The sequence below is a fragment of the Amycolatopsis sp. WAC 01416 genome (assembly GCF_003947485.1).
Classification (GTDB): domain Bacteria; phylum Actinomycetota; class Actinomycetes; order Mycobacteriales; family Pseudonocardiaceae; genus Amycolatopsis.
The window spans coordinates 532288-554804 of record NZ_QHHX01000007.1 but is presented as its reverse complement, the minus strand read 5'-3'; the positions used below and the strand labels follow the sequence as shown (position 1 = coordinate 554804).

Below are 22517 nucleotides of genomic sequence, written 5' to 3'. Positions count from 1 at the left end.
GTGGCGCGGCGAGGGGACTTCGGCCGGGGGCGGTGGATGACCGGTACTTTCATCGCCTTTGGGACCGAGAGGGTGCCGGTCATGGCGCGTTTCGGGCGCAAGTAGGTGGCGAATTGTGGGGCGGACCCTGGGCGGGGGCCTTCAGGTGGGGCGACTGTCGAGCGACCGTTACCCCTCAATACCGCGGGACCGGGCCAAAGGATGTTGCGAAAGCCACTTTCGCAACCTTCAACGTTGCGAAAGTGGCTTTCGCAACGCCCGGCAGGACCACCCGGGCCAAAGGAAAGCCCCGGTCCGGAAAACCGGACCGGGGCAGAACTTCCGAGAAAGGATCAGAAAGGCAGCGCCTGAGCCAGCGCTTCCTTCTTCACTTCCGCCACCGAAGAAGGCACCTCGGACTTGGGTGCCGCGGAAGCACCGGCGGGCACCGGCTGCGGGACCGGCGCGCACTGCACGTCCGAACCGTTGCCCGGCTTGCGCACGGGCAGCTTCCCGGTCAGCAGGTAGTCCGCGATCTTGTCGTCCACACAGGACACACCGGACAGCGAACCCGAGTGCGTCGTGCCGCCCGGAGCGCTGATCAGGCTCGAGTTCGGGTAGCGCTTGCGGACCTCGAGGCTGCCGGGGTACGGCGTCGCGGCGTCGTTCTCCTCGTTGACCAGGAGGATGCCCGGGACCTTGCTCCCGTCGATCTCCACCGGCTTGCCGGGCTTCGCGGGCCAGTCGAGGCACGGCGCGTTGAACCAGGCGTTGCCCCAGGTTTCGAACGGCGCCCGGAAATGCGTGACCCAGTTGTCGAACTTCCAGCGGGGCCAGCTCTGCGGCCACGCCACGTCGGTGCACTGCACGGCCGCGTACACCGCGTAGCCGTTGTCCTGGCCCGGCGGGTTGGAGTCGTCGTACAGGCCCTTCAAGGTCTGCCAGTCACCCTTGTGCACCCAGCCCGAGAAGGCGTTCGCGATGTCCTCCCAGCCGAAGACGTAGTAGCCGGCCTGCAGGAAGATGTCCGTCCATTCGGAACCACCGATGACACCGCCCGCGGGCTTGTCGTACAGCTTCTTCTGCTCGGCGTACCACAGCTTCTCGACCTCGGACGCGGTCTTGCCGAGGTGATAGACGTCGTCGTACTTCGCGAGCCAGCCGAAGTAGATCTTGATGTTCTTGTCGAAGGCGATGTCCTGGTTCAGGTTCGCCTTGTACCAGACGTCGCGGGGGTCGACGGTGCCGTCGAACACCATCCGCCGCACGTTCTGCGGGAACAGTGTGCTGTAGACCTGCCCGAGGTAGGTGCCGTAGGAGAAGCCGTAGTAGTTGATCTGCTTCTCGCCCAGCGCCTTGCGCAGGCTGTCGACGTCCTTCGCGACGTCGATGGTCTTGATGTGATCGAGGATCGCGCCGTTCTTGGCGCACGCCTTCGCGTAGCCCTTCGCCTTCTCGCGCCACGCCGTCTCGAGGGCGCGCGTGGTCGGCACGTACTGCGGGCGGTTGTAGGAGGCGTAGTTCCCGTCGCAGGTCAGCGACGGCTTGCTCTCCCCGACGCCGCGCGGGTCGAAGCCGATCCAGTCGTACTCCTCACCCGCCTTCTTGGGGACGGCCCGGCCGAGGGTCGACAGGCCGAGGCCCGACCCTCCCGGTCCGCCCGGGTTGACCACCATGACGCCCTGCGACTGGGCGGACTTGTGCTTCACGCGCGAGACGGCGATCGAGATCTTCTCCCCGCCGGGCTTCGCGTAATCCAGCGGGACCTCGAGGAAGCCGCATTCCGCGCCGGCCTTGACCAGGCTCGGGCGCGTACACGCTCCCCAGGAGATGGGCTTCGGATCGAAGTCCGACGCCGAGGCGGCCGTGGCGGAGGGAGCGAGCGCCATGGTGCCGACGCCGATCCCCGCGACCGCCAGGGCGGCAACGAATTTCTTCACTGTGTTCCTTTTCGTCCGCGTTCGACCCGGTCGGGCCGAAGCTACCGAGAACCGGCTTCAATCTCGCTGACCGACACGTTGACCGCCATCCCTCTTTAGTCGGTATCCCCGCCTCGATCCGGGCATATCCGTCTTGTCGGTCCCCTGTCGTACGCTCGCGGCGCGGACTGGGGAAAGGAGAACGCGTGGACGAGGTGAAAAGCCTGGTTTCGGCGGTTCGCAACGGTTTGGCCGAACTGGCCGATCCGGGGAAAGCTCCGTCGATGCGGGCGTACATGAAGTCTGAGATGCCGTTCCTCGGTGTGGCGTCCCCGCCTCGGACGGCCTTGCTGAAACGGGTTTACGCCGAACATCCACTACCCGATCGAGTGAGTTTCACGACGGCCGCGCTCACCCTGTGGCGCGAAGCGGAATTCCGTGAAGAGCGTTATGCGGCGATCGCCCTTTCCGGCCACCGTGCCTACACCCGCTGGCAGGACAGCGATCTGCTCGGCCTGTACGAAGAGATGATCGTGACGGGCGCTTGGTGGGACTACGTGGACGAGGCCGCCATCCGCCGCGTCGGGCCGATCCTGCGGGCGGAGCCGGAGACGGTGACCACCCTGATGCTGACCTGGGCCTACGACGAGGACAGGTGGCGCCGCCGCACCTCGGTCATCTGCCAGATCGGTGCCAAGGGCGGAACGGACACCGATCTGCTCACCCGTGCGGTGGAGGCCAACCTCGACGACAAGGACTTCTTCCTGCGCAAGGGAATCGGCTGGGCTCTGCGCGAGTACGCGAAGACCGAGCCGGACTGGGTGCGCGCCTTCGTCGCCGCGCATCCGGCACTGTCCACTCTGTCCAGGAAGGAGGCGCTCAAGCACCTGGGCGGTTGAGCACCGGCCTCGGGATGAGGGCGACGAGCTCCTCGATCACGCCGCCGAGTTCGGGCACCAGCTCTCGAAGGTCTTTCAAGTCACGGAGCAGGATGAGTCGCGTGTCCTGGGGCGGAACCTTGTCGAGCAGCGCCGTGAGCTCACGTGTCGCTTCGGCGTGACGTCCGAGGACGAGGAGATAGAAGAGCGGCTGCACCTCGTTCTCCCAATCGAAGTCGCCGTCCGCGTTTCGCGCGACCGCTTCGTCGAGGCCGGCGGCGATGGCCCGGTGCGCTTCGCCCGTCCGTCCGGTCTTCAGCCAGGCGAGGGACAGGAGGTCACGAGCCCAAACGGAGTCCGGCGCGAGCGGGCGCAGGATCTCCATCGCCTCGTCCGTCTCCCCCGCGAACAGCAGAGCTTCCCCGAGGTTCTCGCGGTGGTCGGCGTCCTCGGGATCCGCGGCGACCAATTCGCGCAGGTCCTGGATCGCTTCGCGGTACTCGCCCGCCTGACGGCGGATCTCCGCGCGCAAGGTGCGGGCGCTCTCGTCCTGCCCGGCGGTCAGCGCGCTGTCCACATCGGACAACGCACCTTCGAAATCCTCGAAGAGGAGGCGATGGCGGGCACGCCGATAGAACGCGTATCCCCCGTCCTGTCCCAGCCGGATCCCCTCGTCCAACGCGGCGCGGGCTTCCTCGTGCCGGTCGAGGTCTCTGAGGATGTCGCCCCGGGTGCTGTGGAAGAAGGCCATCGCCGGGTTCGCCGCGACCGCGGCGTCGATGTCGGCGAGGGCGGCCTGGTGATCGCCGGACCGCTGGTGGGCCATCGCGCGCCAGGTGTACGCCCACTCGTTGCCGGGATCGAGTTCGATCGCGCGGTCCAAGGATTTCACCGCTTCGCCGTACCCCTGCAGCCGGCTGAGCGTGATCCCCCGCTGCAGATGATTCTCGGCGTCTTCGGGGGCCAGCTCGACCGCCTTTTCGAAGTCGGCGAGCGCCGTCACGCGATCTTCCAGATCGTCGTGCGCCAGACCGCGCATGTAGTAGGCCCACTCGTAGTCCGGGTCGATCCGGAGCGCGGCGGTGAAACCGTCGATCGCGAGCCTGCTTCGCTCGTTGCGGCGGTGGAACGCCGCCCGGATCGCGTGGGCACTGGCGCTTTCCGGATCCGCCGCGACGATCGCGTCGAAGGTCGCCGACGCGGCGTCCACGTCTCCGGTCTGCTCAAGGAACGACGCGAGCTCCGTCAGGTAGTACACCTCCTTGGGGCGGAGGGCGACGGCCGCGCGGTGACCGGCGAGTGCCTCGTCCTTGTCCCCCAGCTCCGCGAACAGCGTCGCCCGGTAGTGGACGGCCCAGGCATAGTCGGGGTCGAGCCGGATCGCGATCTCGATCTCGTCGATCGCCTTCCGGACGTCGCCTCGTTTGAAGTGCACCTCGCTCCGGATGCTGTAGGCCCACCGGTGCTCCGGCTGAAGGCGGACGGCCTCATCGAGGTCGGCCATCGCACCCTCGAGGTCGCCCAACCGGGCCCGGGCCGACCCGCGCCCGCGCCACGAGTAGGCGTAGGTGGGGTCCAGTTCGATCGCCCGGTTCAGATCCGACAACGCCTGCTCCCATTCGCCTTCGTCGCGGAACAGGTTGCCCCGGTCACTCCAGACGTAGGGGTCGGCGGGGTTCAAGTCGAGAGCCCGGTCGAAATCCCGTTTCGCCGCCTCGACGTCGTCCTGGCCTTCGTAGGCCCACGCGCGCCGCCGGAGCACCGTGGAAAGGCGGGCCGCGTCGAGCTCAGCCGCACCGGCGAGCAGGTCGAGCACCTGGATCTCCCGCGGGCCGTCGCCGTCGCCGACCGCGGCGGCCAGGCGCTGCCCCCAGCCCAGTACCGCGGGCGCGTCCGCGTCGACCCCCGCCTGCTCCATCATGCGCGCCCAAGCACGAGCGGCAGCCGTGCCGGTGGTGATCATCTCGGCGGCGCCGAGCAGTGCGTCCGGCAGCGCTTCGGCCGGGCTCCCGCACAACCGGTGGTAGGTGTGCTCGAGTTTTCTTCGCTGCCAGCGCTCGTCGTTCCAGGCGTCGCGGTGGCTGCTGAGGCCGAGTTCGGCGCACCGGCCTTCGTAGTATTCGCTGAGCTTGCGGTGGAGTTCGGCGAACGCGGCGGGCGAACTGCCGCGCTCCAACCGCACCATCGGACCGCGGACCACCGGGTGATAACGCACCGGGAGTTCGCGCCGCCCGACGAACGGCAGCTCCCGCAACCAGCGGAAGGTCTCCCCCGCGGTCTCCTTCCCGGTCAGCACGCCGATGACGTCCTCGTCCAGGACACGGGGCAACGACGCCGTGGCGGCGATCTTCTGTTTGGCCTTGTCGGGAACCCAGTGCAGGAACCGCTTGACCGCGTCATCGCTGGGATCGCCGACCGCGTCCGCCTCGGTGGGGTTTCCCTGCGCCAGCATGGCGACCAGGACGGGCAGCCCGTCAGTCAGCCGCAGCACGGTCTCGACCACCTGCTCGTCGGTGATCCCGTGCTCGGCGAGCAGGTGACGCGCCTCCGGCTCGGTGAAGGGCCGGAGTTCGATCTCGCGCACCAGCGGCGCGTGCCGGTTCCATTTCGCCTCGTCCAGCGGGAACTGGCCCGCCACGGTGAGCACGAGGTTCTGCGGCAGATCGCCGTACAGCCCGCCGAACAGGTCGAGCAGCCAGGTCTCCAGTACCGGCGCGGTCCGTTCGAAGGTGTCGAAGAACAGCGCGATCTGCCGGGTCTCCGGAATACGCCAGAGGTCCTCGACGAACGGTTTGGTCAGCTCCTCCGCCGGTTCCAGGAGCAGCTGGACATCGGCCTTCCGCTTGAACTTCGCCGCGAGGTAGACCTGCAACTGCTCCAGCTGTTTCGCCGTCGCGTCCGCGTCGATCGCGTCGGCGGCGATGCTTCCGCCGGGCAGGGTCTTCGCCACCCCGAGGCTTGCCTTGACCACGGCCTTCGTCACGAGCTCGCGGCCTGCCGCCGGAGCCTGCGGATCGTTGTGGAGCCGTTCCCGCGCCTTGAGGTACGACTCGTAGCGCTTCTCGAACCGGCGCATCTCGTGCCCGCCGCGGGCGAGGTCCTTCGCCAGTTTGACCAGTGTCGCGGGCAGATCCTGTTGCCGGTCGTCCGCGAACCCGACGGCGGCGCGGGTTTCCTCGGCGATACCGCGAAGCTGTTCGAGGAGGAACGACTTGCCGACCCCGGCGAGACCGTGCACCGAGTACAGGTACCGGCGGCGCCGGTCGCTCCCGGGCAACCCCAGATTCCCCCGGAAGTCCTCGCGTTCCCCGACCCTGCCGACGAAACCGTCGCTCAGCCGGGCACGGGCGATGTCTTGGATACTGGACCGACCGTCTGGACGTGACACAAGTCCTCACTTTGCCACACCTGAAGCGCGTGAAGGCCCCCTTCTCTCGGCTGAGCCGAGGGAAGGGGGCCTTCACGGACTTTCGGATCAGGTCCGCAGGCTAGCGCCGAAGCGTTCACCGGCGACCGCGACGGCGGCGTCGCGAGCCTTGGTGGCTTCGTCGACGGTCAGCGTGCGGTCCGCGGCGCGGAACCGCAGCTTGTACGCCACCGAACGCTTGCCCTCGCCCAGTTGCTCGCCCTGGTACGAATCGAACAGCGTGATGTCCTCGAGCAGTTCGCCCGCGCCTTCGCGCAGCGCCTCGGCAAGGTCGGCCGACGGCACACCCGTCTCCGCGACGAGTGCGACGTCGAGCAGCACCGGCGGGTACGCCGAGATCCGCGGCGCAGGACGGCCGTCCGGGATCGGGATCGCGTCCAGGTCGAGTTCCATCGCGACGGTGCGCGGCGGCAACCCGAGCGCCTCGACGACCTTCGGGTGCAACTCGCCGGCGTAGCCGACGGGCCACTGCCCCACCCGCAGCTGCGCGCAACGACCGGGGTGCCACGGCGGCTGGTCCGCCGCGGCCGTGGTCAGCTCGACACCGGCGGCCTGCGCCACCAGCCGCGCGGCCTGCACCGCGTCGGCCCAGTTCGCCTGCTCGCCCTCGCCCCACCAGCCCGCGCGGCCACGCTGGCCCGCGAGCACGACGGAGACATGCAGCGGCTGCGGCGGGACCGCCGCCTCCAGCACCGCGAGCTCCTCGTCGGTCGGCCGCCGGTCCACCCCGAGCGAAGGCATCGGGATCGGGTTCGGTCCGGGCAGCACGACCTGTCCGATGTGGAACAGCGAGACATCCTTGAAGCCACGGGAAATGTTGCGCTGGAGAATCTCCAGCAACCCCGGCAGCAGGCTGCTCGCCATCCGGTCCTTGTCCGCTTCCAGCGGGTTGCGGACCTTCACGGTGCTGCGGCGGACGTCGTCTTCGGGCAGCCCGAACGCGTCCCAGACCGAGTCCGAGATGAACGGGAAGGGCAGCACCTCGACGTAGCCGTTCTCCGCCAGCGCACGCGCGACCGAGCGGCGACGGCGCTGGGTGTCCGTCAGGCCCCGGCCGGCCGGGGCCTCGGGCAGCACCGACGGGATGCTGTCGTACCCCTCGAGCCGAAGGACTTCTTCGACCAGGTCTGCGGGCTGCACCAGGTCACCGCGCCAGCTCGGCGGGATCGCGGTCACCAGCGCGGTACCGTCCTCGGCGGTGCCCACGTTGACCTTGCACCCGATCTGCGAGAGCCGTTTGACCGTGACACCGCGTTGGTAGCGCACCCCGGCCACCTGGTCGGGCAGGCTGATCGGCATGGTCACCGGCGGGTTCGGCTCGACGCCGCCCTCGTCGGTGCGGCCGGGCAGGATCGAGCCTTCGCCGTACTGGCGCAGCAGGCGCGCCGCGAGTTCGACGGCCACCGCGCACAGCTGCGGGTCGGTGTAGCGCTCGAACCGCTTGGCCGCCTCGGAGAACAGCTTGTGACGGCGGGCCGTCCGGCTGATCGACGAAGGATCCCAGTGCGCCGCTTCGAGCAGCACATCGGTGCTCTCCGGCGTGATCTCGGTCGACGCGCCGCCCATCGTGCCCGCCAGCGAGATGACGCCGCTGTCGTCGGCGATCACCACGTCGTCCGGGTCGAGCGTGCGCTCGACATCGTCCAAAGTGGTCAGCTTCTCGCCCGGCTTCGCCTTGCGCACCACCAGATCGCCCTTGACCGCACCGGTCGCGAACGCGTGCAGCGGATGCCCGAGTTCGAGCATCACGTAGTTGGTCACGTCGACCGCGAGGGAGATCGAGCGGATACCCGACAGCATCAGGCGACGGCGCATCCACCACGGCGTCGGCGCGGTCGCGTCGAGATTCTTGACGCGGCGCAGCACGAACCGCTTGCAGCCCTCGGTGTCTTCGAGGTGCACCGGCCAGACGTCGCTCTCGGCCTCGGGGACCTCGATGGAGGCCGGGTCGCCGAACGGGACGTCGAGCGCGTTGGACAGCTCGCGGGCCAGGCCGCGGACCGACAGGGTGTACCCGCGGTCCGGGGTCGGCGTCACCTCGAGGACGGTGTCTTCGAGGCCGAGCAGCTTGTTCGCGTCCTCACCGGGGCTGGCCGTGCTCGGCGGCAGCACCAGGATGCCGGAGTGGTCGTCACCGATGCCGAGTTCGCTCGCCGAGCAGATCATGCCGTCGCTGAGCCTGCCGTAGGTCTTGCGCGAACCGATCTCGAATCCACCGGGCAGCACCGTGCCGGGCAGCGCGACGACGACCAGGTCACCCTCGGCGAAGTTCGTGGCACCGCAGATGATCCCGCGGGTCCTGATCCCCGTGGGACCGTCGTCCTCGAAGGGGCCTTCGTCGTCATCGTCATCGTCGGCGTCGACGTTCTCGTCAGGCTTGGCGTCGTTCTCCGGCTCCCCGACGTCGACGCGGCAGAAGCGGACCGGCTTCTTGAACTCGGTGAGCTCCTCGATCTCGGCGACACGGCCGACCACGAGCGGACCGGTGACCGGTTCGAGTTTCCGGACGTCGTCGACCTCGATGCCGATGCGCACGAAGGCGTCGGCCAGATCCTGGGCGGTGACCTCCTCGTCGACGTCGAGGTGTTCGGTCAGCCAGCTGGCTGGGACCTTCACTCAGGCCTCCGTTCCGAAGGGCAGGGTGAACCTGATGTCGCCCTCCACCATGTCGCGCATGTCCGGGATTCCGTTGCGGAACTGCAGGGTGCGCTCGATACCCATGCCGAAGGCGAAGCCCGAGTAGACCTCGGGGTCGACGCCGCAGGCACGCAGGACGTTGGGATTGACCATGCCGCAGCCGCCCCATTCGACCCAGCCGGCGCCGCCCTTCTTCTCCTCGAACCAGACGTCGACCTCGGCCGACGGCTCGGTGAACGGGAAGAAGTGCGGGCGCAGGCGGGTCTTCGAGCTTTCGCCGAACATCGCGCGGGCGAAAGCGTCGAGGGTGCCCTTGAGATGCGCCATCGTCAGGCCCTTGTCCACCGCGAGGCCTTCGACCTGCGAGAACACCGGGGTGTGCGTGGCGTCGAGCTCGTCGGTCCGGTAGGTGCGGCCGGGGCAGACGACGTACACGGGCAGGTCACGGTGCAGCAGCGTGCGGGCCTGCACCGGCGAGGTGTGGGTCCGCAGCACCAGGCCGGAGTCCTCCTCGCCGAGGTAGAACGTGTCCTGCAGCTGGCGCGCGGGGTGGTCCTTGCCGAAGTTCAGCGCGTCGAAGTTGAACCACTCGGCCTCGAGTTCCGGACCGTCGGCGACCTCGTAGCCCATCGCGATGAACGCGTCGGCGATCCGATCCGACAGGGTCGCGATCGGGTGCCGGGCGCCACGGGGCACGCGGTCCCACGGGAGCGTGACGTCGACTGTCTCCTCGCGGAGCACCTTTTCGTCGCGCTCGACCTGGAGCACGGCGCGGCGGGCGTCGAAGGCGGCCTGGATGGCTTGGCGCGCTTCGTTGACCCGCTTTCCCGCCTCCGCCTTCTCCTGCTTCGGCAGGGCGCCGATCTCGCGGCGGGCGAGCAGCAGCGGAGACTGGTCCCCGAGGTGAACGGGTTTGACCGCGGCCAGCGCGTCGAGATCCGCCGCGGCCGCGAAATCGGTCTCGGCCTGTTTGACGGCGGCCGTCAACGTTTCCGGCGCGAGCGTTCCCGCCTGGGGGTCCTGCTTGTCGTTGGCTTCGGACATAACTCCTCGGCGTCCGCTGGGACTGGTCCGGTGCACGCGAGCGCACACATGGGTTTAGCAGCTGCTGAATTCTATGGGACAGCGAACGGCGGCCCCCGATCACCCTCGGGCTGGGCACACCGTCACTCGGAAGTGCGAAAAACGCGCTCTACGCCGTAAACAAGGTGCTGGAACGAACAGTGCGTTCCATGAGAGCTCCCTTGGTGTCGTGATGCGACGGCGTGCGCCCGCGACTCTACGTGGTCGCGGTCCGGGAGGCCATCGCATTCGTGTACACGCAGATCGCGGCGGCCGTCGCGAGGTTCAGGCTCTCCGCCCGGCCGTACATCGGGATCTTGACCGCGAGATCGACCGTCTCCAGAACTCCCTGCGGCAGTCCGTGCGCCTCGTTGCCGAAGACCCACGCGGTGGGCTCGTCGAAGGTGACCTGATCGAGCTCGGTGTCGGCGTAGCCGTGCGCGCCGAAGGTGCGGAGTCCGGCGGCGGAGCAGGCCTTCAAGGCCGCGTCGACATCCCGGATCCTGGTGATGGCGGGGTGGAACAGGCTGCCGGCGGCCGCGCGGACGCATTTGCCGTTGTGCGGGTCGACGCTGTCCCCGGCGAGGACGAGCCCGGCGGCGCCGGCGGCGTCCGCGACCCGGATCACGGTGCCCGCGTTACCGGGGTCCGCGACGTCGACGAGGACGACGACGAGCTTCGCGCCCGGCTTCAGGACGGTCTCTTGTGGACGGTCGACGAGCGCGCAGACCGCGACGATGCCTTGCGGCGTCACGGTCTCTGACAACCCGTCGGCCGCGCGATCGGTGATCGGCGAGACGGGGACGCCTGCCTCGCGCGCGGCGATGACCAGGCGCTCGTGCTGCGCGGCGGCGCGATCGGTGACGAACAGCTCGTACACCGTGCCGCCGTGGTCGAGCGCGGCTTCGACCGCGTTCGCGCCCTCGGCGAGGAACCGGCCGGTCTTGTCACGTTCGGCCCGGCGGGTGAGCTTGCGCGCAGCAACGACCCGGGGCGTCCGTTCGGTGAACGGAGCGGCCCCGGGTCGGTGGAGAGCGCTGTCGCCGGTCAGGCCGACTTCTTCTCTTCGGTGTTCACGTTCGCCTTGGCCAGCTCGGCCAGCGCGGTGAACGCGGCGGCGTCGTTGACGGCGAGGTCCGCGAGGATCTTGCGGTCGACCTCGACACCCGCGGCCTTGAGGCCCTGGATGAACCGGTTGTAGGTCACGCCATTGGCGCGGGCCGCCGCGTTGATACGGGTGATCCACAGCTGGCGGAAGTCACCCTTGCGGGCACGACGGTCCCGGTAGGCGTAGTTCAGCGAATGAAGCGTCTGCTCCTTCGCCTTGCGGTACAGCCGCGAACGCTGGCCGCGGTAGCCGCTGGCGAGCTCGAGAGTCGCGCGACGCTTCTTCTGGGCGTTGACAGCCCTCTTGACGCGTGCCACTGGGGTCCATCCTGTCGATCTGGGGGCGCGATGGCGCGCCCGGCGTTTACAAAGTGCGGGGTGTCAGCGGCCGAGAAGGCGCTTGACGCGGCCGACGTCGTTCTTGGCGATCTCGGTCGTGCCTTCGAGGCGACGGGTGAGCCTGTTGGACTTCTTCTCCATCAGGTGGCGGCGGCCGGCCTTCTGGCGGCGCAGCTTGCCCGAACCCGTGACGCGGACACGCTTGGACGTCCCGCTGTGCGTCTTCATCTTCGGCATTACGTTGTCCTCTTCCGTGCGGCGGCACACCGGTTGTGCCCGGTGTGCCGCTGACATGTGCTGGTCGGCGCTACGCGTCGGCGGGCGGCTCGGACGACTCGTCCTTGGCTGCCTTCGCGGCCTTCTGCGGCTTCACGTTCTTGTGCGGGGCCAACACCATGATCATGTTGCGACCGTCCTGCTTCGGCGACGACTCGACGAAGCCGAGCTCGGTCACCTCGTCGGCGAGCTTCTGCAGCAGACGGAACCCGAGTTCCGGCCGGGACTGCTCGCGACCGCGGAACATGATCGTGACCTTGACCTTGTTGCCTGCCGCAAGGAACCGCGACACGTGACCCTTCTTGGTCTCGTAGTCGTGCTGGTCGATCTTCGGCCGCAGCTTCTGCTCTTTGATGACGGTGAGCTGCTGGTTGCGGCGGGACTCGCGGGCCTTCTGCGCGCTCTCGTACTTGAACTTGCCGAAGTCCATGAGCTTGCATACGGGCGGACGGGCCTGCGGGGCGACCTCGACGAGATCGAGATCGTTCTCCTGTGCCAGCCGCAGCGCATCTTCGATCCGGACGATGCCGACCTGTTCACCGGCCGGCCCGACGAGGCGGACCTCCGGTACCCGGATTCGGTCGTTGATGCGTGTCTCGGCGCTGATGGGGCCTCCCTGGTTCGAGGTAAATTCTTCTACCGTTTCGACCTGGTGCCCACATACCTAAGGCCCCGGTACCGTGCGGTACGCGGGGCCCACTCTTTCCGATCGTGTTCGATCTCCAGAACCGAACACACCGCCTCGACGCCCGAAATCGTCTTGGCGAGACCGGACCCGGACACCTGGTGTTGCGGCGGTGACACGGGTGGGAGCGGGGCTCCACTTGCCGCCCCCGATCGCTCAGGGGCTGGTCGCTCGTGGAAGGGTACCAGACGTGTCAGATGAACCCGTTCAGCAGCCCCCGTATTCCCCGGACGTCCGCGACCTGGAGGACATCCCGAGCGTCGAGGTGATCAGCAGGGCGGCCGTCATGCTGCTCTCCGCGGGCGCCGAACGCCTCGGCCTCGCGGACGAGGACCCGGCCAGCTCACCCCACCGCGACCTCGACGAAGCCCGTCGCCTGATCACCGCCCTCGCCGGGCTGGTCACCGCTTCGGCAGAGTACCTCGGCCTGCACGCGGGCCCGTTGCGCGACGGCCTCCAGTCGCTGCAGAAGGCGTTCCGCGAGGCTTCGGCCGTGCCCGACGCGCCCGGCCAGGGACCGGGCGAGAAGTACACGGGACCGGTCTACTAGCCCTCCGTAGTACATGAAGGCCCCCTTCCTTGCGCCTGGGTACAGGAAGGGGGCCTTCATGTACTTCCACTCCGGCATCAACTAACATTTCAGATGTGAGTGGGTTAGCGAAGGTGCCGCGGTCTCTCCTCAGGGACGAGGCCTACGAGAACATCCGCCGGGCGATCATCGACGGGACGCTGCCGCCGGGCACGAACCTGCGCGACGGCGACCTCGCCGAACAGCTGGGGCTTTCCCGGGCGCCGGTGCGCCAGGCGTTGCTTCGGCTGATCGAGGACGGCCTCGTCGAGTCGAAGCCGCAGAGCTACACGCGTGTGGCCGGTTTCGTTCCCGACGACGTCCGGGACGCCCTGCAGCTCGTGCGCACGCTGCACGAGGTCGCCGTCCGGGCGGGTGCCCCGCGGATGGGGCCGGCGGAGGTCGCCGCGATGCGCGCGGTCGCTGCCCGGTTCGCCGACGCGATCGCCGCCGGGGACATCGCGGCCGCGATCGCCGCCGACGACGAACTCCACGACGTCCCTGTCGCCGCCGCGCGCAACCGGGCGATCGCCGCGACGCTGGCCCGCTACACGCCGCTGCTGCGCCGTCTCGAATACGCCCGCTTCGGCTCTCTGCCCGCGCACCGGTCGGTCCAGCGTCACGCGGAGCTGGTCGACGCCATCGAAGCGGGCGACGTCGACGCGGCCTGCGCGATCACCGCCACGATCTGGACCGAACTCGAAGACCTCCTGGAGACGCCATGACCCTCGCCGATTTCCCGCGCTACCCGCTGCTGTTCGGCCCTTCCCCCGTGCACCCGCTCGAACGGCTCACCGCCCATCTCGGCGGCGCGAAGGTCTGGGCGAAACGCGAGGACGTCAACTCCGGGATCGCGTTCGGCGGCAACAAGACCCGGAAGCTCGAGTACCTGGTCGCCGACGCGCTCGCCTCGGGCGCGGACACGCTGATCTCGATCGGCGGCGTGCAGTCGAACCACACCCGCCAGGTCGCCGCGGCCGCCGCGCGGTCCGGGCTCAAGGCCGTGCTGGTGCAGGAGAGCTGGGTCGACTGGAACGACCCGATGTACGACAAGGTCGGCAACATCCAGCTTTCGCGCATCCTCGGCGCGGACATCCGGATGGTCGAGGCGGGATTCGGCGTCGGCTTCAAGGAAAGTTGGGAAAACGCGCTCAAGGAGATCGAGGCCGGCGGCGGAAAGCCGTATGCGATCCCGGCCGGCGGCTCGGACCACCGGCTCGGCGGGCTCGGTTTCGCGAACTGGATGGTCGAACTCGAAGCGCAGGAGGCGGAACTCGGCGTCTTCTTCGACACGGTGATCGTCTGCTCCGTCACCGGCAGCACTCAGGCCGGGATGGTCGCCGGGGCCGCGCTTTCCGGGAAGCCGCGACGGATCCTCGGCATCGACGGGTCGGCCGAACCGGCCGAGACGCGCGATCAGATCACCCGCATCGCCAGCGCGACCGCAGAGCTGATCAATGCCGGCGAGATCGGCGAGGTCGAATTGGACGAGCGCTACCACGCCGGGATCTACGGCATCCCGGACGAGTCGACCCTCGACGCGATCCGGACGCTGGCGCGGCTGGAGGGCGTGCTCACCGATCCGGTGTACGAAGGCAAGTCCATGGCGGGGCTGATCGACCTCGTTTCCCGCGGTGAGATCTCGCGGGACTCGAACGTGCTCTTCGCGCACCTGGGCGGTCAGCCCGCGCTGAACGGGTACACGAGCGTGCTCTAGCGCCTCGTGAGTGGCGATCCGCAAGTCCGTGAAGGCCCCCTTCACTACCATCAGGGTAGGTAAGTAGGCCTTCACGGACTGACCGGCACACCATCAGCTCCGCCCACCGGGCGACCATGTCGTCTGGACAAGCGACCGTGTCTTCACGCAATGAAAGGCCCCTTCATCGCAAATTTTGCAATGAAGGGGCCTTTCATGGCACGCGGGATCAGTCCGTCACGGCCAGGACGTCGATCTCCACCAGCAGTCCGGCAGGCAGGCCGACGTACACGGTGGTGCGGGCGGGGTGCGGCGCCTCGCCGATCAGCTTGTTGTAGACCTCGTTGAACGCGCCGAAGTGGTCGACGTCGGTCAGGTACACGCGCACCATCATCGCGTCGGCCAGGCTCGAACCGGCGGCCTCGAGCACCGCCTCGATGTTCTTGAAGGTCTGCTCGGTCTGCTCACCGACGGTCTCGCCGACGATGGCGCCGGTGGCCGGGTCGAAGGCGACCTGGCCGGCCACCTGCAGGATGTTGCCCTTGCGGACCGCCTGCGAGAACGCGGCCACCGGCTTCGGCGCGTTCTCCGTGCTGATCGCGGTCTTGCTCATTCCAACTTCCCCTTTCGGTTCCCCGTCCATCCACTGTGGACGGAAGCTTCTTCGGCGGCGGCGATCAGTTCCGGGACGAGCGCCATCAGGCCGTCGTAGTCGAGCAGCACCTTCGGCACCGACACCGACGCGGCGGCGAGTACCACGCCGCCGGGGCCGCGGACGGGCGCGGCGACGCAGTGGATGAAGTCCTCGTGCTCGGCGTTGTCCACCGCGTAGCCGCGGTCGGCGACGAGCGCGAGTTCCTTCCCGTAGGCCTCGGGCGTGGTGATCGTGTTCGGGGTGCGGACGAAGAAGTCGATCCGCGAGACCACGTCCGCCTGCTTCTCCGGCGTCATCGCCGCGACCAGCACCTTGCCGACGGCGGTGCAGTGCAGCGGGGCGCGTTTCCCGATGCGCGAGTACATCCGCACCGAATGCCTGCCCTCGAACTTGTCGATGTAGACGACCTCTCCGTCCTCATAGGAGGCGAGGTGCACAGTGTGCCCGGTGCGGGCGTTGAGCCCGGCGAGCGCGGATTGCGCGGTGCGGCGGACGTCGCGATCCTCCAGCGCCTGCTGCGCGAGGTCGAAGAGCGCACTGCCGAGCCGGTAGTACCGCTGCCCTTCCCGGCGCACGAAGTGATGCGTCTCCAGGGTGCGCAGCAACCGCAGCACGGTCGACTTGTGCACACCGATCTCCTCGGCGAGCTGGTCCAGCGTCTTCGGCTCGCGGGCGAGCCCGCTCAGCAACGTGAGCGCCCTGTCCAGGCTCTGGCTCATCCGCCCACCAATCCCTTGTCCGTCAGCTTCGCCGCCGCCCATGCTGCCTCATCCGCCCCGAGGAGCGCTTCGACGACGGATCCGGGCAGCGGCGTTCCCACGTCGTCGTGGGTCAGCAAGGTGGCCGCGGCCTGCAGGTGGCCGCGCCGCAGCCGGGTCGCGGGGTCGTCGCCGCGCAGCGTGGCGGCGAGGAAACCGGCGGCGAAGGCGTCACCGGCACCGACTGGCTCCACGACGTCGACCTGGAGCGCGGGAGAGAACAGCGGTGCTTCGTCGCCGTCGATCAGCGTCACCCCGCGCGCCCCGTGCTTGACGACCAGCGTCTTCGGCCCCGGCACCGCGGCGCGCAGGCGTTCCGGGTCGCCGGTCCCCCACACTCGCTCGGCCTCGTCCTCGCCTGCCAGCACGATGTCGGCGCGGGCGGCCAGTCCGGCCAGCACCGACGGGTCGCGCCCGGTCCACAGCGCGGGCCGGAAGTTCACGTCGAACGACACCAGCGTGTCGCCACGTGGCCGTTCCATCAGTGCTCGCACCAGGTCGAGGCAACCGTCCGACAGGGCGGGCGTGATACCGGACAGGTGGATGACGCGTACCCCGTCGAGATCAAGTTTCCCCAGCAGCCCGGCGTCCATTCCGGACGCGGCGGAGCCCTTGCGGTAGTAGCGCACGGGGCTGCCGTCCGCTCCGCTTTCCTTGATGTAGAGACCGGTCGGGCGCGTCGGGTCGACCACGACCGCGCTGACGTCCACCCCCGCCGCGCCGATCTCGCGCACGAGCGCGCGGCCGAACGGATCGTCGCCGACCGCGCTCACCCAGGCGCTGGTGAAACCCAGCGCGGGGAGATGGCAGGCGACGTTCGATTCGGCCCCTCCGATGCTTCGCACCCACTTACGTACCTCGTCGGGCGGCCCGGATTCGGCCGGTACGAACAAGGCCATCGACTCCCCGATGCACAAAACGTGGGGCGCGCTTGTCACCTTCGCGTCTCCTAGTCGTCACGCCGTTGACCTCCAGCGGACCGGATGCTACACCTATCCCACGCAATATGCGCAACGTCCGTTGCAACATACGCAACCGAGGTGAACCTCATGTTCGAAGCCGGCACCATCGATTCCGCCGCGGTCGCGGCCGTCCGGGAGGAGCGCGTCGATTGGCGCTTCCGCTCGGTCGCGCCTTCGCTGTCCGGTCTCACGATCGGCGACGCCGCCGCCCGCGGCGCGAAGCTGTTCGAAGACGGCTTTCTCGGCCCGTTCGTGGTGCTCGACGAAGAGGCCGTCGAACACAACCTCCGCACGATGGCGGACTGGTGCGCCGAACGCGGGGTCGCGCTGGCCCCGCACGGCAAGACGACGATGGCGCCGCAGCTGTTCGAGCGGCAGCTGAAGCACGGCTCGTGGGGTATCACCTGCGCGAACGCCGGCCACCTGCGGATCTACCGGGCGTTCGGCGTTTCGCGGATCCTGCTGGCGAACCAGCTGCTCGACCCCTCGGGCCTGAAGTGGCTCGCCGCCGAACTGGACGCTGACGACGACTTCGAGTTCGTCTGCTGGGTCGATTCGGTCCGCGGCGTCGAGCTGATGACCGAGGCCCTGCGCGGAGCCCGCCGCAAGGTGGACGTCCTGGTCGAACTCGGCGCCGAAGGTGGCCGCACCGGTGTTCGCGACGCCGAGACCGCGCTCGCCGTCGCTGAAGCCGCGCACGCGAGCCCGGCTCTGCGGTTACGTGGATCCGGCGGCTACGAAGGCGCGCTTTCCCACCACACGGACGAAAAGTCGCTCCAGCTGATCAGCTCCTATGTGGACGGTCTGCGGGAACTCGTCTTCGCCTTCCACGCCAAGGGCCTGCTCGACGACGCCGGCCAGATCATCGTCACCGGCGGAGGCAGCGCGTACTTCGATCGCGTCGCCGACGAGCTCACCAAGGACTGGGGCGGCCTGGACGTTCTGCCGATCCTGCGCAGCGGCGCCTACGTGACCCACGACGACGGCTTCTACCGAGTGATCTCGCCGCTGGGCGAACACCCGCGCATCGGCGGCGTCGCCTCGTTCCGCTCCGCGCTGCGTGCCTGGGCGCAGGTCACGTCGAAGCCGACGGACGAACTCGCGCTGCTCACCATCGGCAAACGGGACGCCTCCTTCGACGAAGGCATGCCCGAGCCGCGCCTGATCCGCAAGGGCGACGGGCCACCGTCCGCGCTCGAAGGTCATTCCATCCAGAAGATGAACGACCAGCACGCCTTTCTGACGCTGCCCGCGTCGTCGCCGGTCGAGGTCGGCGACTGGATCGCCCTCGGTCTGTCGCATCCGTGCACCGTCTTCGACAAATGGCCCCTGATCCCGGTCGTCGGCCCCGACGGCGAGACCGTGCTCGATTTCGTCCGTACCCATTTCTGATCCGTCCTCCACCGCCGCAGAGGAAGAATCGCCATGGACATCGTTGTCCGCTCCGCACTGGTCGCCGACGGCACCGGGGATCCGCTCACCAGGCACGACGTGGGCATCACCGACGGCCGGATCGCCAGTGTCGCCGAACCCGGCTCGCTCGCGGGCCGCCGCACCATCGACGCCGAAGGACTCGTGCTCGCGCCCGGGTTCATCGACATGCATTCGCATTCCGACCTCCAGCTGCTCGCCAATCCGGATCACCTCGCCAAGCTCTCCCAGGGCGTCACGACCGAGGTGCTCGGACAGGACGGGCTCTCCTACGCGCCCGTGAACGACGAGGTCCTCGCGGCGCTGCGCCAGCAGCTCGCCGGGTGGAACGACGATCCGGCCGGATTCGACTGGAACTGGCGCTCTGTCGGCGAATACCTCGACCGGCTCGACGCGCCGGTCGCGGTCAACGCGGCCTACCTGGTGCCGCAGGGCACCGTCCGCATGCTCACCGTCGGCTGGGACGACCGGCCCGCGACCGAAGCCGAGATGAACGCGATGAAGGAACTCGTCGCGACCGGGCTGGCCGAGGGCGCGATGGGCATGTCGTCCGGGCTCACCTACACGCCGGGCATGTACGCGACCACCGAGGAACTCGTCGAGCTGTGCCGGGTCGTCGGGGAGAACGGCGGCTTCTACAGTCCGCACCACCGCAGCTACGGCAAGGGCGCACTCGAAGCGTTCGGCGAGATGGTCGACGTCTCCCGCCGTTCGGGCTGCCCATTGCACCTCGCCCACGCCACGATGAACTTCTCGGTGAACAAGGGCAAGGCGCCGGATCTGCTGGAGCTGCTCGACCGGGCACTCGACGACGGCTGCGACATCACGCTGGACACCTATCCCTATCTTCCCGGCGCCACCTACCTTTCCGCGCTGCTGCCGAGCTGGTCGACCGAAGGCGGGCTCGACGCCACGCTGACCCGGTTGTCCGATGTGGACACTCGTGAGCGGATCCGCGCCGAGATCGAGGAAACCGGCTCCGACGGTGCGCACGGGGTGCCGATCGACTGGGAGGCCATCGAGATCAACGGTGTCCGCCGGGACGAGAACGCCCATCTCGTCGGATATTCCGTCGCCGCTTCGGCGCAGCGTGCCGGCAAACCGGCCGCGGAGCTGTACTTCGACGTTCTGATCTCGGAAAAGCTCGGCACGTCGTGCCTGATGCACGTCGGGCACGAGGAGAACGTCCAGGCGATCATGCGCCACCGCACACACACCGGCGGCAGCGACGGGCTGCTCGTCGGGGCGCGGCCGCATCCCCGCGCCTGGGGCACGTTCCCGCGTTACCTCGCGCGCTACGTCCGCGAACTCGGCGTCCTCGACCTCGCCGAATGCGTCGCCCACCTCACCGGCCGCGCGGCACAGCGCCTGCGGCTGACCGACCGGGGCCTCGTCCGCGCCGGATACGCGGCGGACCTCGTGCTGTTCGACCCGGAAACCGTCGCCGACACCGCCACGTTCGACGAACCGCGGCAGCAGGCCGCCGGTATCCCCTATGTCTTCGTCAACGGTGTCGCCGCCATCGACGATGGTCAACCGACCGGCGCCCTCGCCGGCCATTCACTGCGGAACCCCGGGAGTGCCCGATGATCGACTGGCTCCAACATTCGACGGGAGGTCTCCTGACCCTCGCCGCCGTCTCGATCGCGGTCTTGCTGTTCCTCATCATCAAGGTCAAGCTGGAGCCCTTCATCGCCTTGATCGTGGTCGGCCTGCTGACCGCGCTGGCCGCGGGCCTGCCGGTCGGCCAGATCGTCGGCTCCGCACAGAAGGCGTCGGATTCCCTTCTGGAAAAGGGTTTCGGCGGGATCCTCGGCCATATCGCCGCGATCATCGGACTCGGCACCATCCTCGGGTCCATTTTGGAGCGTTCCGGCGGGGCAAGGGTCCTCACCGGCGCGCTACTGCGCGCCATCGGTGAGAAGCGGGCCCCGTTGGCGATGGGTCTCGCGGGTTTCGTCTTCGGTATCCCGGTCTTCTTCGACATCGGCATCTTCGTGCTGGCACCCCTGGTCTACGTCGCCGCCAAACAGGGCGGCCGCTCGCTGGTGCTGTACGCGTTGCCGCTGCTCGCCGGTCTTTCCATCACCCACGCGTTCCTTCCGCCGCACCCCGGCCCGGTCGCCGCGGCGGGCCTGCTGCACGTGGAACTCGGCTGGATCATCCTGATGGGCCTGGTCTGCGGTATCCCGGCGTTCCTCGTCGGCGGGGTCGCGTACTCGACGTGGATCGGCAAACGCGTCGATGTTCCGGTTCCCGCGGAGTTCCTGGTCGCGGAGGAAGAAGGCGAAAAGGAGGAGAACCCGCCGCCGCTCGGGCTGGTGCTGGCGATCATCGCGGTCCCGCTGGTGCTGATCCTCGCCGGGACCTTCGGCAGCATCTGGCTTCCCAAGAACTCCGCGCCCGCCGGCGTCGCGGCGTTCATCGGCACCCCGGCGGTCGCGCTGACGATCTCGGTGCTGCTCGCGTCCTGGCTGCTCGGCCTGCGCCGAGGCTTGACAGGCAAGGATTTGAGCGAGCTTTCGGCGAAGTCGCTCCGCCCGGTCGCGATGATCCTGCTGGTGGTCGGCGCGGGTGCGTTCTTCGGCGCCGTGCTGTCCGCCACGGGGATCGGCAAGGCCGTCGCGGGGTCGCTGGACAACGCCGGTCTCCCGGTCATCCTGGCCGCATACGTGATCAGTTGCGGGATGCGGATCGCGCAGGGTTCGGCGACCGTCGCGATCGTGACCACGAGCGGCATCGTCGCGCCGACGGTGGCGACGCTGGGCTACTCGCAGATGCAGCTCGCGCTGCTGGTCGTCGCGATCTCGGCGGGCTCGATCATCGCCTCGCACGTGAACGACGGCGGTTTCTGGATCATCTCGCGGTACTTCAACATGACCGTGCCGCAGACCCTGAAAACCTGGACCGTCTTGGAAACCGTCCTTTCCGTTTCCGGTTTCGGCGTGGCAGCATTGCTGATGGCAGTGGTTTAAACCACCCGACGACTGGGAGAGATCACGATGACCGGACTGGATCGACGCACCTTCCTCGGCGCCGTCGGAGCGGCTGGACTCACCACCGTTCTCGGTTCCCACCTCGCGAATGCTTCCGAACAATCCTGCGGACCGAAGGGAACCGGGGCCATCTACCTCAGCAGCTACACCAGTTCCGGGCACGGGCTCGATGTCGCTCACCGGGACGCGGCGACCAACGCGCTCGTCGTCGACCGGACGATTCCGGGAGTCAGCAACGCTTCCTGGTTCGACATCAGTGCCGACCGCAAGACGCTCTATGTGACCAACGAGGACGAGAACGGCCAGATCTCCGCGTTCAGCCTGGCCGATCCGGTGAAACCCAAGCTGCTCAACAAGAAGTCGGCCAAGGGGCAGCATCCGACACATCTGAGCGTCCACTCCAGCCAGAAGTACGTGCTGGCCGCGAACTACAGCAGCGGCAGCGTCGTCGTCCTCCCGATCCTCGCGGGCGGGAAACTCGGAGACGTCGTCGATGTGGCCCAGCACAAGGGCGCCGAACGCCAGGCGCACGCGCACCAGGTGGTCAACGATCCGACCGGCAAGTGGGTGCTCGCGGTCGATCTCGGCGCGGATTCGGTCTATGTCTACAAACTCGACACCACGACCGGGAAACTCAAGCTGAACCAGCAGCTGAAGCTCCCGTCGGGCGCCGGGCCCCGGCATCTCGCTTTCCACCCGAACGGCAAGTACGCCTACATCCTCGGCGAGCTGCGTGCCGAGGTGACCGTCGCGGCGTGGAACCCGGCCACCGGGAAGCTCACCGCTGGACAGGTCGTCCCGGCCGTTCCGGCGGGCACCCCGGGCGAGCAGTACCCGGGCGAGATCGCCACGTCCAAGGACGGGAAGTTCGTCTACGCCTCGGTGCGTGGTTCCGACACGATCGCGTCGTTCGGCGTCAGCGAGGACGGGAAGTCCTTGAAGCTGCTGAACAACGCGCCCGTCGGCGGGGTGTACCCGCGTCACTTCACGCTCGACCCGACCGAGCGCTGGTTCTACGTCTCGAGCGACAAGTCCGGCACGCTCAGCTGGCTGCCGCGCGATCCCGGCACCGGTCTCCCCGGTGCCGTCGCCGGGAAGCTCGCGCTCCCCCAGGTCAATTCCGTCTTTTTCGCTTAAGGAGA

At 68.4% G+C, this 22517-nt stretch carries 19 protein-coding genes; 8 read left to right on the top strand and 11 right to left on the bottom strand.

The genetic code is table 11. The features are described from left to right. Positions 1 to 332: 332 nt before the first annotated feature. Positions 333 to 1919: an alpha/beta hydrolase gene (locus DL990_RS26430; RefSeq protein ID WP_125800220.1), complete on the bottom strand. Its 1587-nt coding sequence runs from the start codon at positions 1917 to 1919 to the stop codon at positions 333 to 335. Between the two features lie 185 nt (positions 1920 to 2104). Between DL990_RS26430 and DL990_RS26425 the strand changes: the two genes are divergently transcribed. Further along, positions 2105 to 2797, top strand: a complete 693-nt coding sequence (locus tag DL990_RS26425; protein WP_125800219.1) for a DNA alkylation repair protein — start codon at positions 2105 to 2107, stop codon at positions 2795 to 2797. Here the strand turns inward: DL990_RS26425 and DL990_RS26420 are convergent. The 7 genes from DL990_RS26420 to infC form a co-directional block, all read right to left on the bottom strand. Then, complete coding sequence (locus tag DL990_RS26420; RefSeq protein WP_125800218.1) at positions 2778 to 6164, bottom strand: tetratricopeptide repeat protein; 3387 nt, start codon at positions 6162 to 6164, stop codon at positions 2778 to 2780. The genes DL990_RS26425 and DL990_RS26420 overlap by 20 nt on opposite strands. An 87-nt stretch (positions 6165 to 6251) precedes the next feature. Continuing rightward, complete coding sequence (pheT, locus tag DL990_RS26415) at positions 6252 to 8819, bottom strand: phenylalanine--tRNA ligase subunit beta (protein ID WP_125800217.1); 2568 nt, start codon at positions 8817 to 8819, stop codon at positions 6252 to 6254. Then, the gene (pheS, locus tag DL990_RS26410; protein ID WP_125800216.1) at positions 8820 to 9884 is read right to left on the bottom strand and encodes a phenylalanine--tRNA ligase subunit alpha; all 1065 of its coding nucleotides are present in this window, start codon (positions 9882 to 9884) and stop codon (positions 8820 to 8822) included. Between the two features lie 235 nt (positions 9885 to 10119). After that, positions 10120 to 10953: an RNA methyltransferase gene (locus tag DL990_RS26405; protein WP_125800271.1), complete on the bottom strand. Its 834-nt coding sequence runs from the start codon at positions 10951 to 10953 to the stop codon at positions 10120 to 10122. Beyond that, positions 10950 to 11327, bottom strand: a complete 378-nt coding sequence (gene rplT, locus DL990_RS26400) for a 50S ribosomal protein L20 (RefSeq protein ID WP_005163284.1) — start codon at positions 11325 to 11327, stop codon at positions 10950 to 10952. The genes DL990_RS26405 and rplT overlap by 4 nt, the downstream gene beginning before the upstream one ends. A 63-nt stretch (positions 11328 to 11390) precedes the next feature. Then, entirely contained in the window at positions 11391 to 11585 is a 195-nt protein-coding gene (gene rpmI / locus DL990_RS26395) for a 50S ribosomal protein L35 (RefSeq protein ID WP_007028043.1), read from the bottom strand. A 70-nt stretch (positions 11586 to 11655) separates the two neighbouring features. Then, complete coding sequence (gene infC / locus DL990_RS26390; protein WP_125789870.1) at positions 11656 to 12231, bottom strand: translation initiation factor IF-3; 576 nt, start codon at positions 12229 to 12231, stop codon at positions 11656 to 11658. Positions 12232 to 12499: 268 nt separating this feature from the next. Here infC and DL990_RS26385 point away from each other — a divergent pair, with 268 nt between their 5' ends. From DL990_RS26385 to DL990_RS26375, 3 genes are all read left to right on the top strand, one after another. Further along, positions 12500 to 12859 carry a DUF1844 domain-containing protein gene (locus tag DL990_RS26385; protein WP_005163289.1) on the top strand — a complete coding sequence of 120 codons (360 nt, stop codon included), beginning with the start codon at positions 12500 to 12502 and terminating at the stop codon, positions 12857 to 12859. Positions 12860 to 12954: 95 nt separating this feature from the next. Further along, the gene (locus DL990_RS26380) at positions 12955 to 13602 is read left to right on the top strand and encodes a GntR family transcriptional regulator (protein ID WP_125800215.1); all 648 of its coding nucleotides are present in this window, start codon (positions 12955 to 12957) and stop codon (positions 13600 to 13602) included. Further along, positions 13599 to 14594, top strand: a complete 996-nt coding sequence (locus DL990_RS26375; protein WP_125800214.1) for a 1-aminocyclopropane-1-carboxylate deaminase — start codon at positions 13599 to 13601, stop codon at positions 14592 to 14594. The genes DL990_RS26380 and DL990_RS26375 overlap by 4 nt, the downstream gene beginning before the upstream one ends. A 208-nt stretch (positions 14595 to 14802) precedes the next feature. On the opposite strand, the gene DL990_RS26370 is transcribed toward DL990_RS26375, so the two are convergent. Genes DL990_RS26370 through DL990_RS26360 form a run of 3 tightly spaced genes read right to left on the bottom strand, consistent with a single transcriptional unit; the run spans position 14803 to position 16885 of the window. Then, positions 14803 to 15186: a RidA family protein gene (locus DL990_RS26370; RefSeq protein WP_034321592.1), complete on the bottom strand. Its 384-nt coding sequence runs from the start codon at positions 15184 to 15186 to the stop codon at positions 14803 to 14805. Continuing rightward, positions 15183 to 15947, bottom strand: coding sequence for an IclR family transcriptional regulator (locus tag DL990_RS26365; protein ID WP_125800213.1), 765 nt, complete (start codon positions 15945 to 15947; stop codon positions 15183 to 15185). The genes DL990_RS26370 and DL990_RS26365 overlap by 4 nt, the downstream gene beginning before the upstream one ends. Beyond that, on the bottom strand, positions 15944 to 16885 hold the full coding sequence (locus DL990_RS26360) for a sugar kinase (RefSeq protein WP_233620574.1): 942 nt from the start codon (positions 16883 to 16885) through the stop codon (positions 15944 to 15946). The genes DL990_RS26365 and DL990_RS26360 overlap by 4 nt, the downstream gene beginning before the upstream one ends. Before the next feature lie 150 nt (positions 16886 to 17035). Here DL990_RS26360 and DL990_RS26355 point away from each other — a divergent pair, with 150 nt between their 5' ends. The 4 genes from DL990_RS26355 to DL990_RS26340 are packed head-to-tail and all read left to right on the top strand — an operon-like array spanning position 17036 to position 22512. After that, entirely contained in the window at positions 17036 to 18340 is a 1305-nt protein-coding gene (locus DL990_RS26355) for an amino acid deaminase (protein WP_125800211.1), read from the top strand. A 33-nt stretch (positions 18341 to 18373) separates the two neighbouring features. Further along, complete coding sequence (locus DL990_RS26350; protein WP_125800210.1) at positions 18374 to 19969, top strand: amidohydrolase family protein; 1596 nt, start codon at positions 18374 to 18376, stop codon at positions 19967 to 19969. Further along, positions 19966 to 21354, top strand: a complete 1389-nt coding sequence (locus DL990_RS26345) for a GntP family permease (RefSeq protein WP_125789876.1) — start codon at positions 19966 to 19968, stop codon at positions 21352 to 21354. The genes DL990_RS26350 and DL990_RS26345 overlap by 4 nt, the downstream gene beginning before the upstream one ends. Before the next feature lie 27 nt (positions 21355 to 21381). Further along, on the top strand, positions 21382 to 22512 hold the full coding sequence (locus DL990_RS26340; RefSeq protein WP_125789877.1) for a lactonase family protein: 1131 nt from the start codon (positions 21382 to 21384) through the stop codon (positions 22510 to 22512). Positions 22513 to 22517 lie beyond the last annotated feature (5 nt).

What these genes read in the sequence shown, in the direction of transcription:
- pheS (WP_125800216.1), bottom strand. Translation starts at nt 9,884, where the DNA reads ATGTCCGAAGCCAACGACAAGCAGGACCCCCAGGCGGGAACGCTCGCG.
- rpmI (WP_007028043.1), bottom strand. Translation starts at nt 11,585, where the DNA reads ATGCCGAAGATGAAGACGCACAGCGGGACGTCCAAGCGTGTCCGCGTC.
- DL990_RS26345 (WP_125789876.1), top strand. Translation starts at nt 19,966, where the DNA reads ATGATCGACTGGCTCCAACATTCGACGGGAGGTCTCCTGACCCTCGCC.
- DL990_RS26360 (WP_233620574.1), bottom strand. Translation starts at nt 16,885, where the DNA reads ATGGCCTTGTTCGTACCGGCCGAATCCGGGCCGCCCGACGAGGTACGT.
- DL990_RS26370 (WP_034321592.1), bottom strand. Translation starts at nt 15,186, where the DNA reads ATGAGCAAGACCGCGATCAGCACGGAGAACGCGCCGAAGCCGGTGGCC.
- DL990_RS26375 (WP_125800214.1), top strand. Translation starts at nt 13,599, where the DNA reads ATGACCCTCGCCGATTTCCCGCGCTACCCGCTGCTGTTCGGCCCTTCC.
- DL990_RS26340 (WP_125789877.1), top strand. Translation starts at nt 21,382, where the DNA reads ATGACCGGACTGGATCGACGCACCTTCCTCGGCGCCGTCGGAGCGGCT.
- DL990_RS26365 (WP_125800213.1), bottom strand. Translation starts at nt 15,947, where the DNA reads ATGAGCCAGAGCCTGGACAGGGCGCTCACGTTGCTGAGCGGGCTCGCC.
- DL990_RS26350 (WP_125800210.1), top strand. Translation starts at nt 18,374, where the DNA reads ATGGACATCGTTGTCCGCTCCGCACTGGTCGCCGACGGCACCGGGGAT.
- DL990_RS26355 (WP_125800211.1), top strand. Translation starts at nt 17,036, where the DNA reads ATGTTCGAAGCCGGCACCATCGATTCCGCCGCGGTCGCGGCCGTCCGG.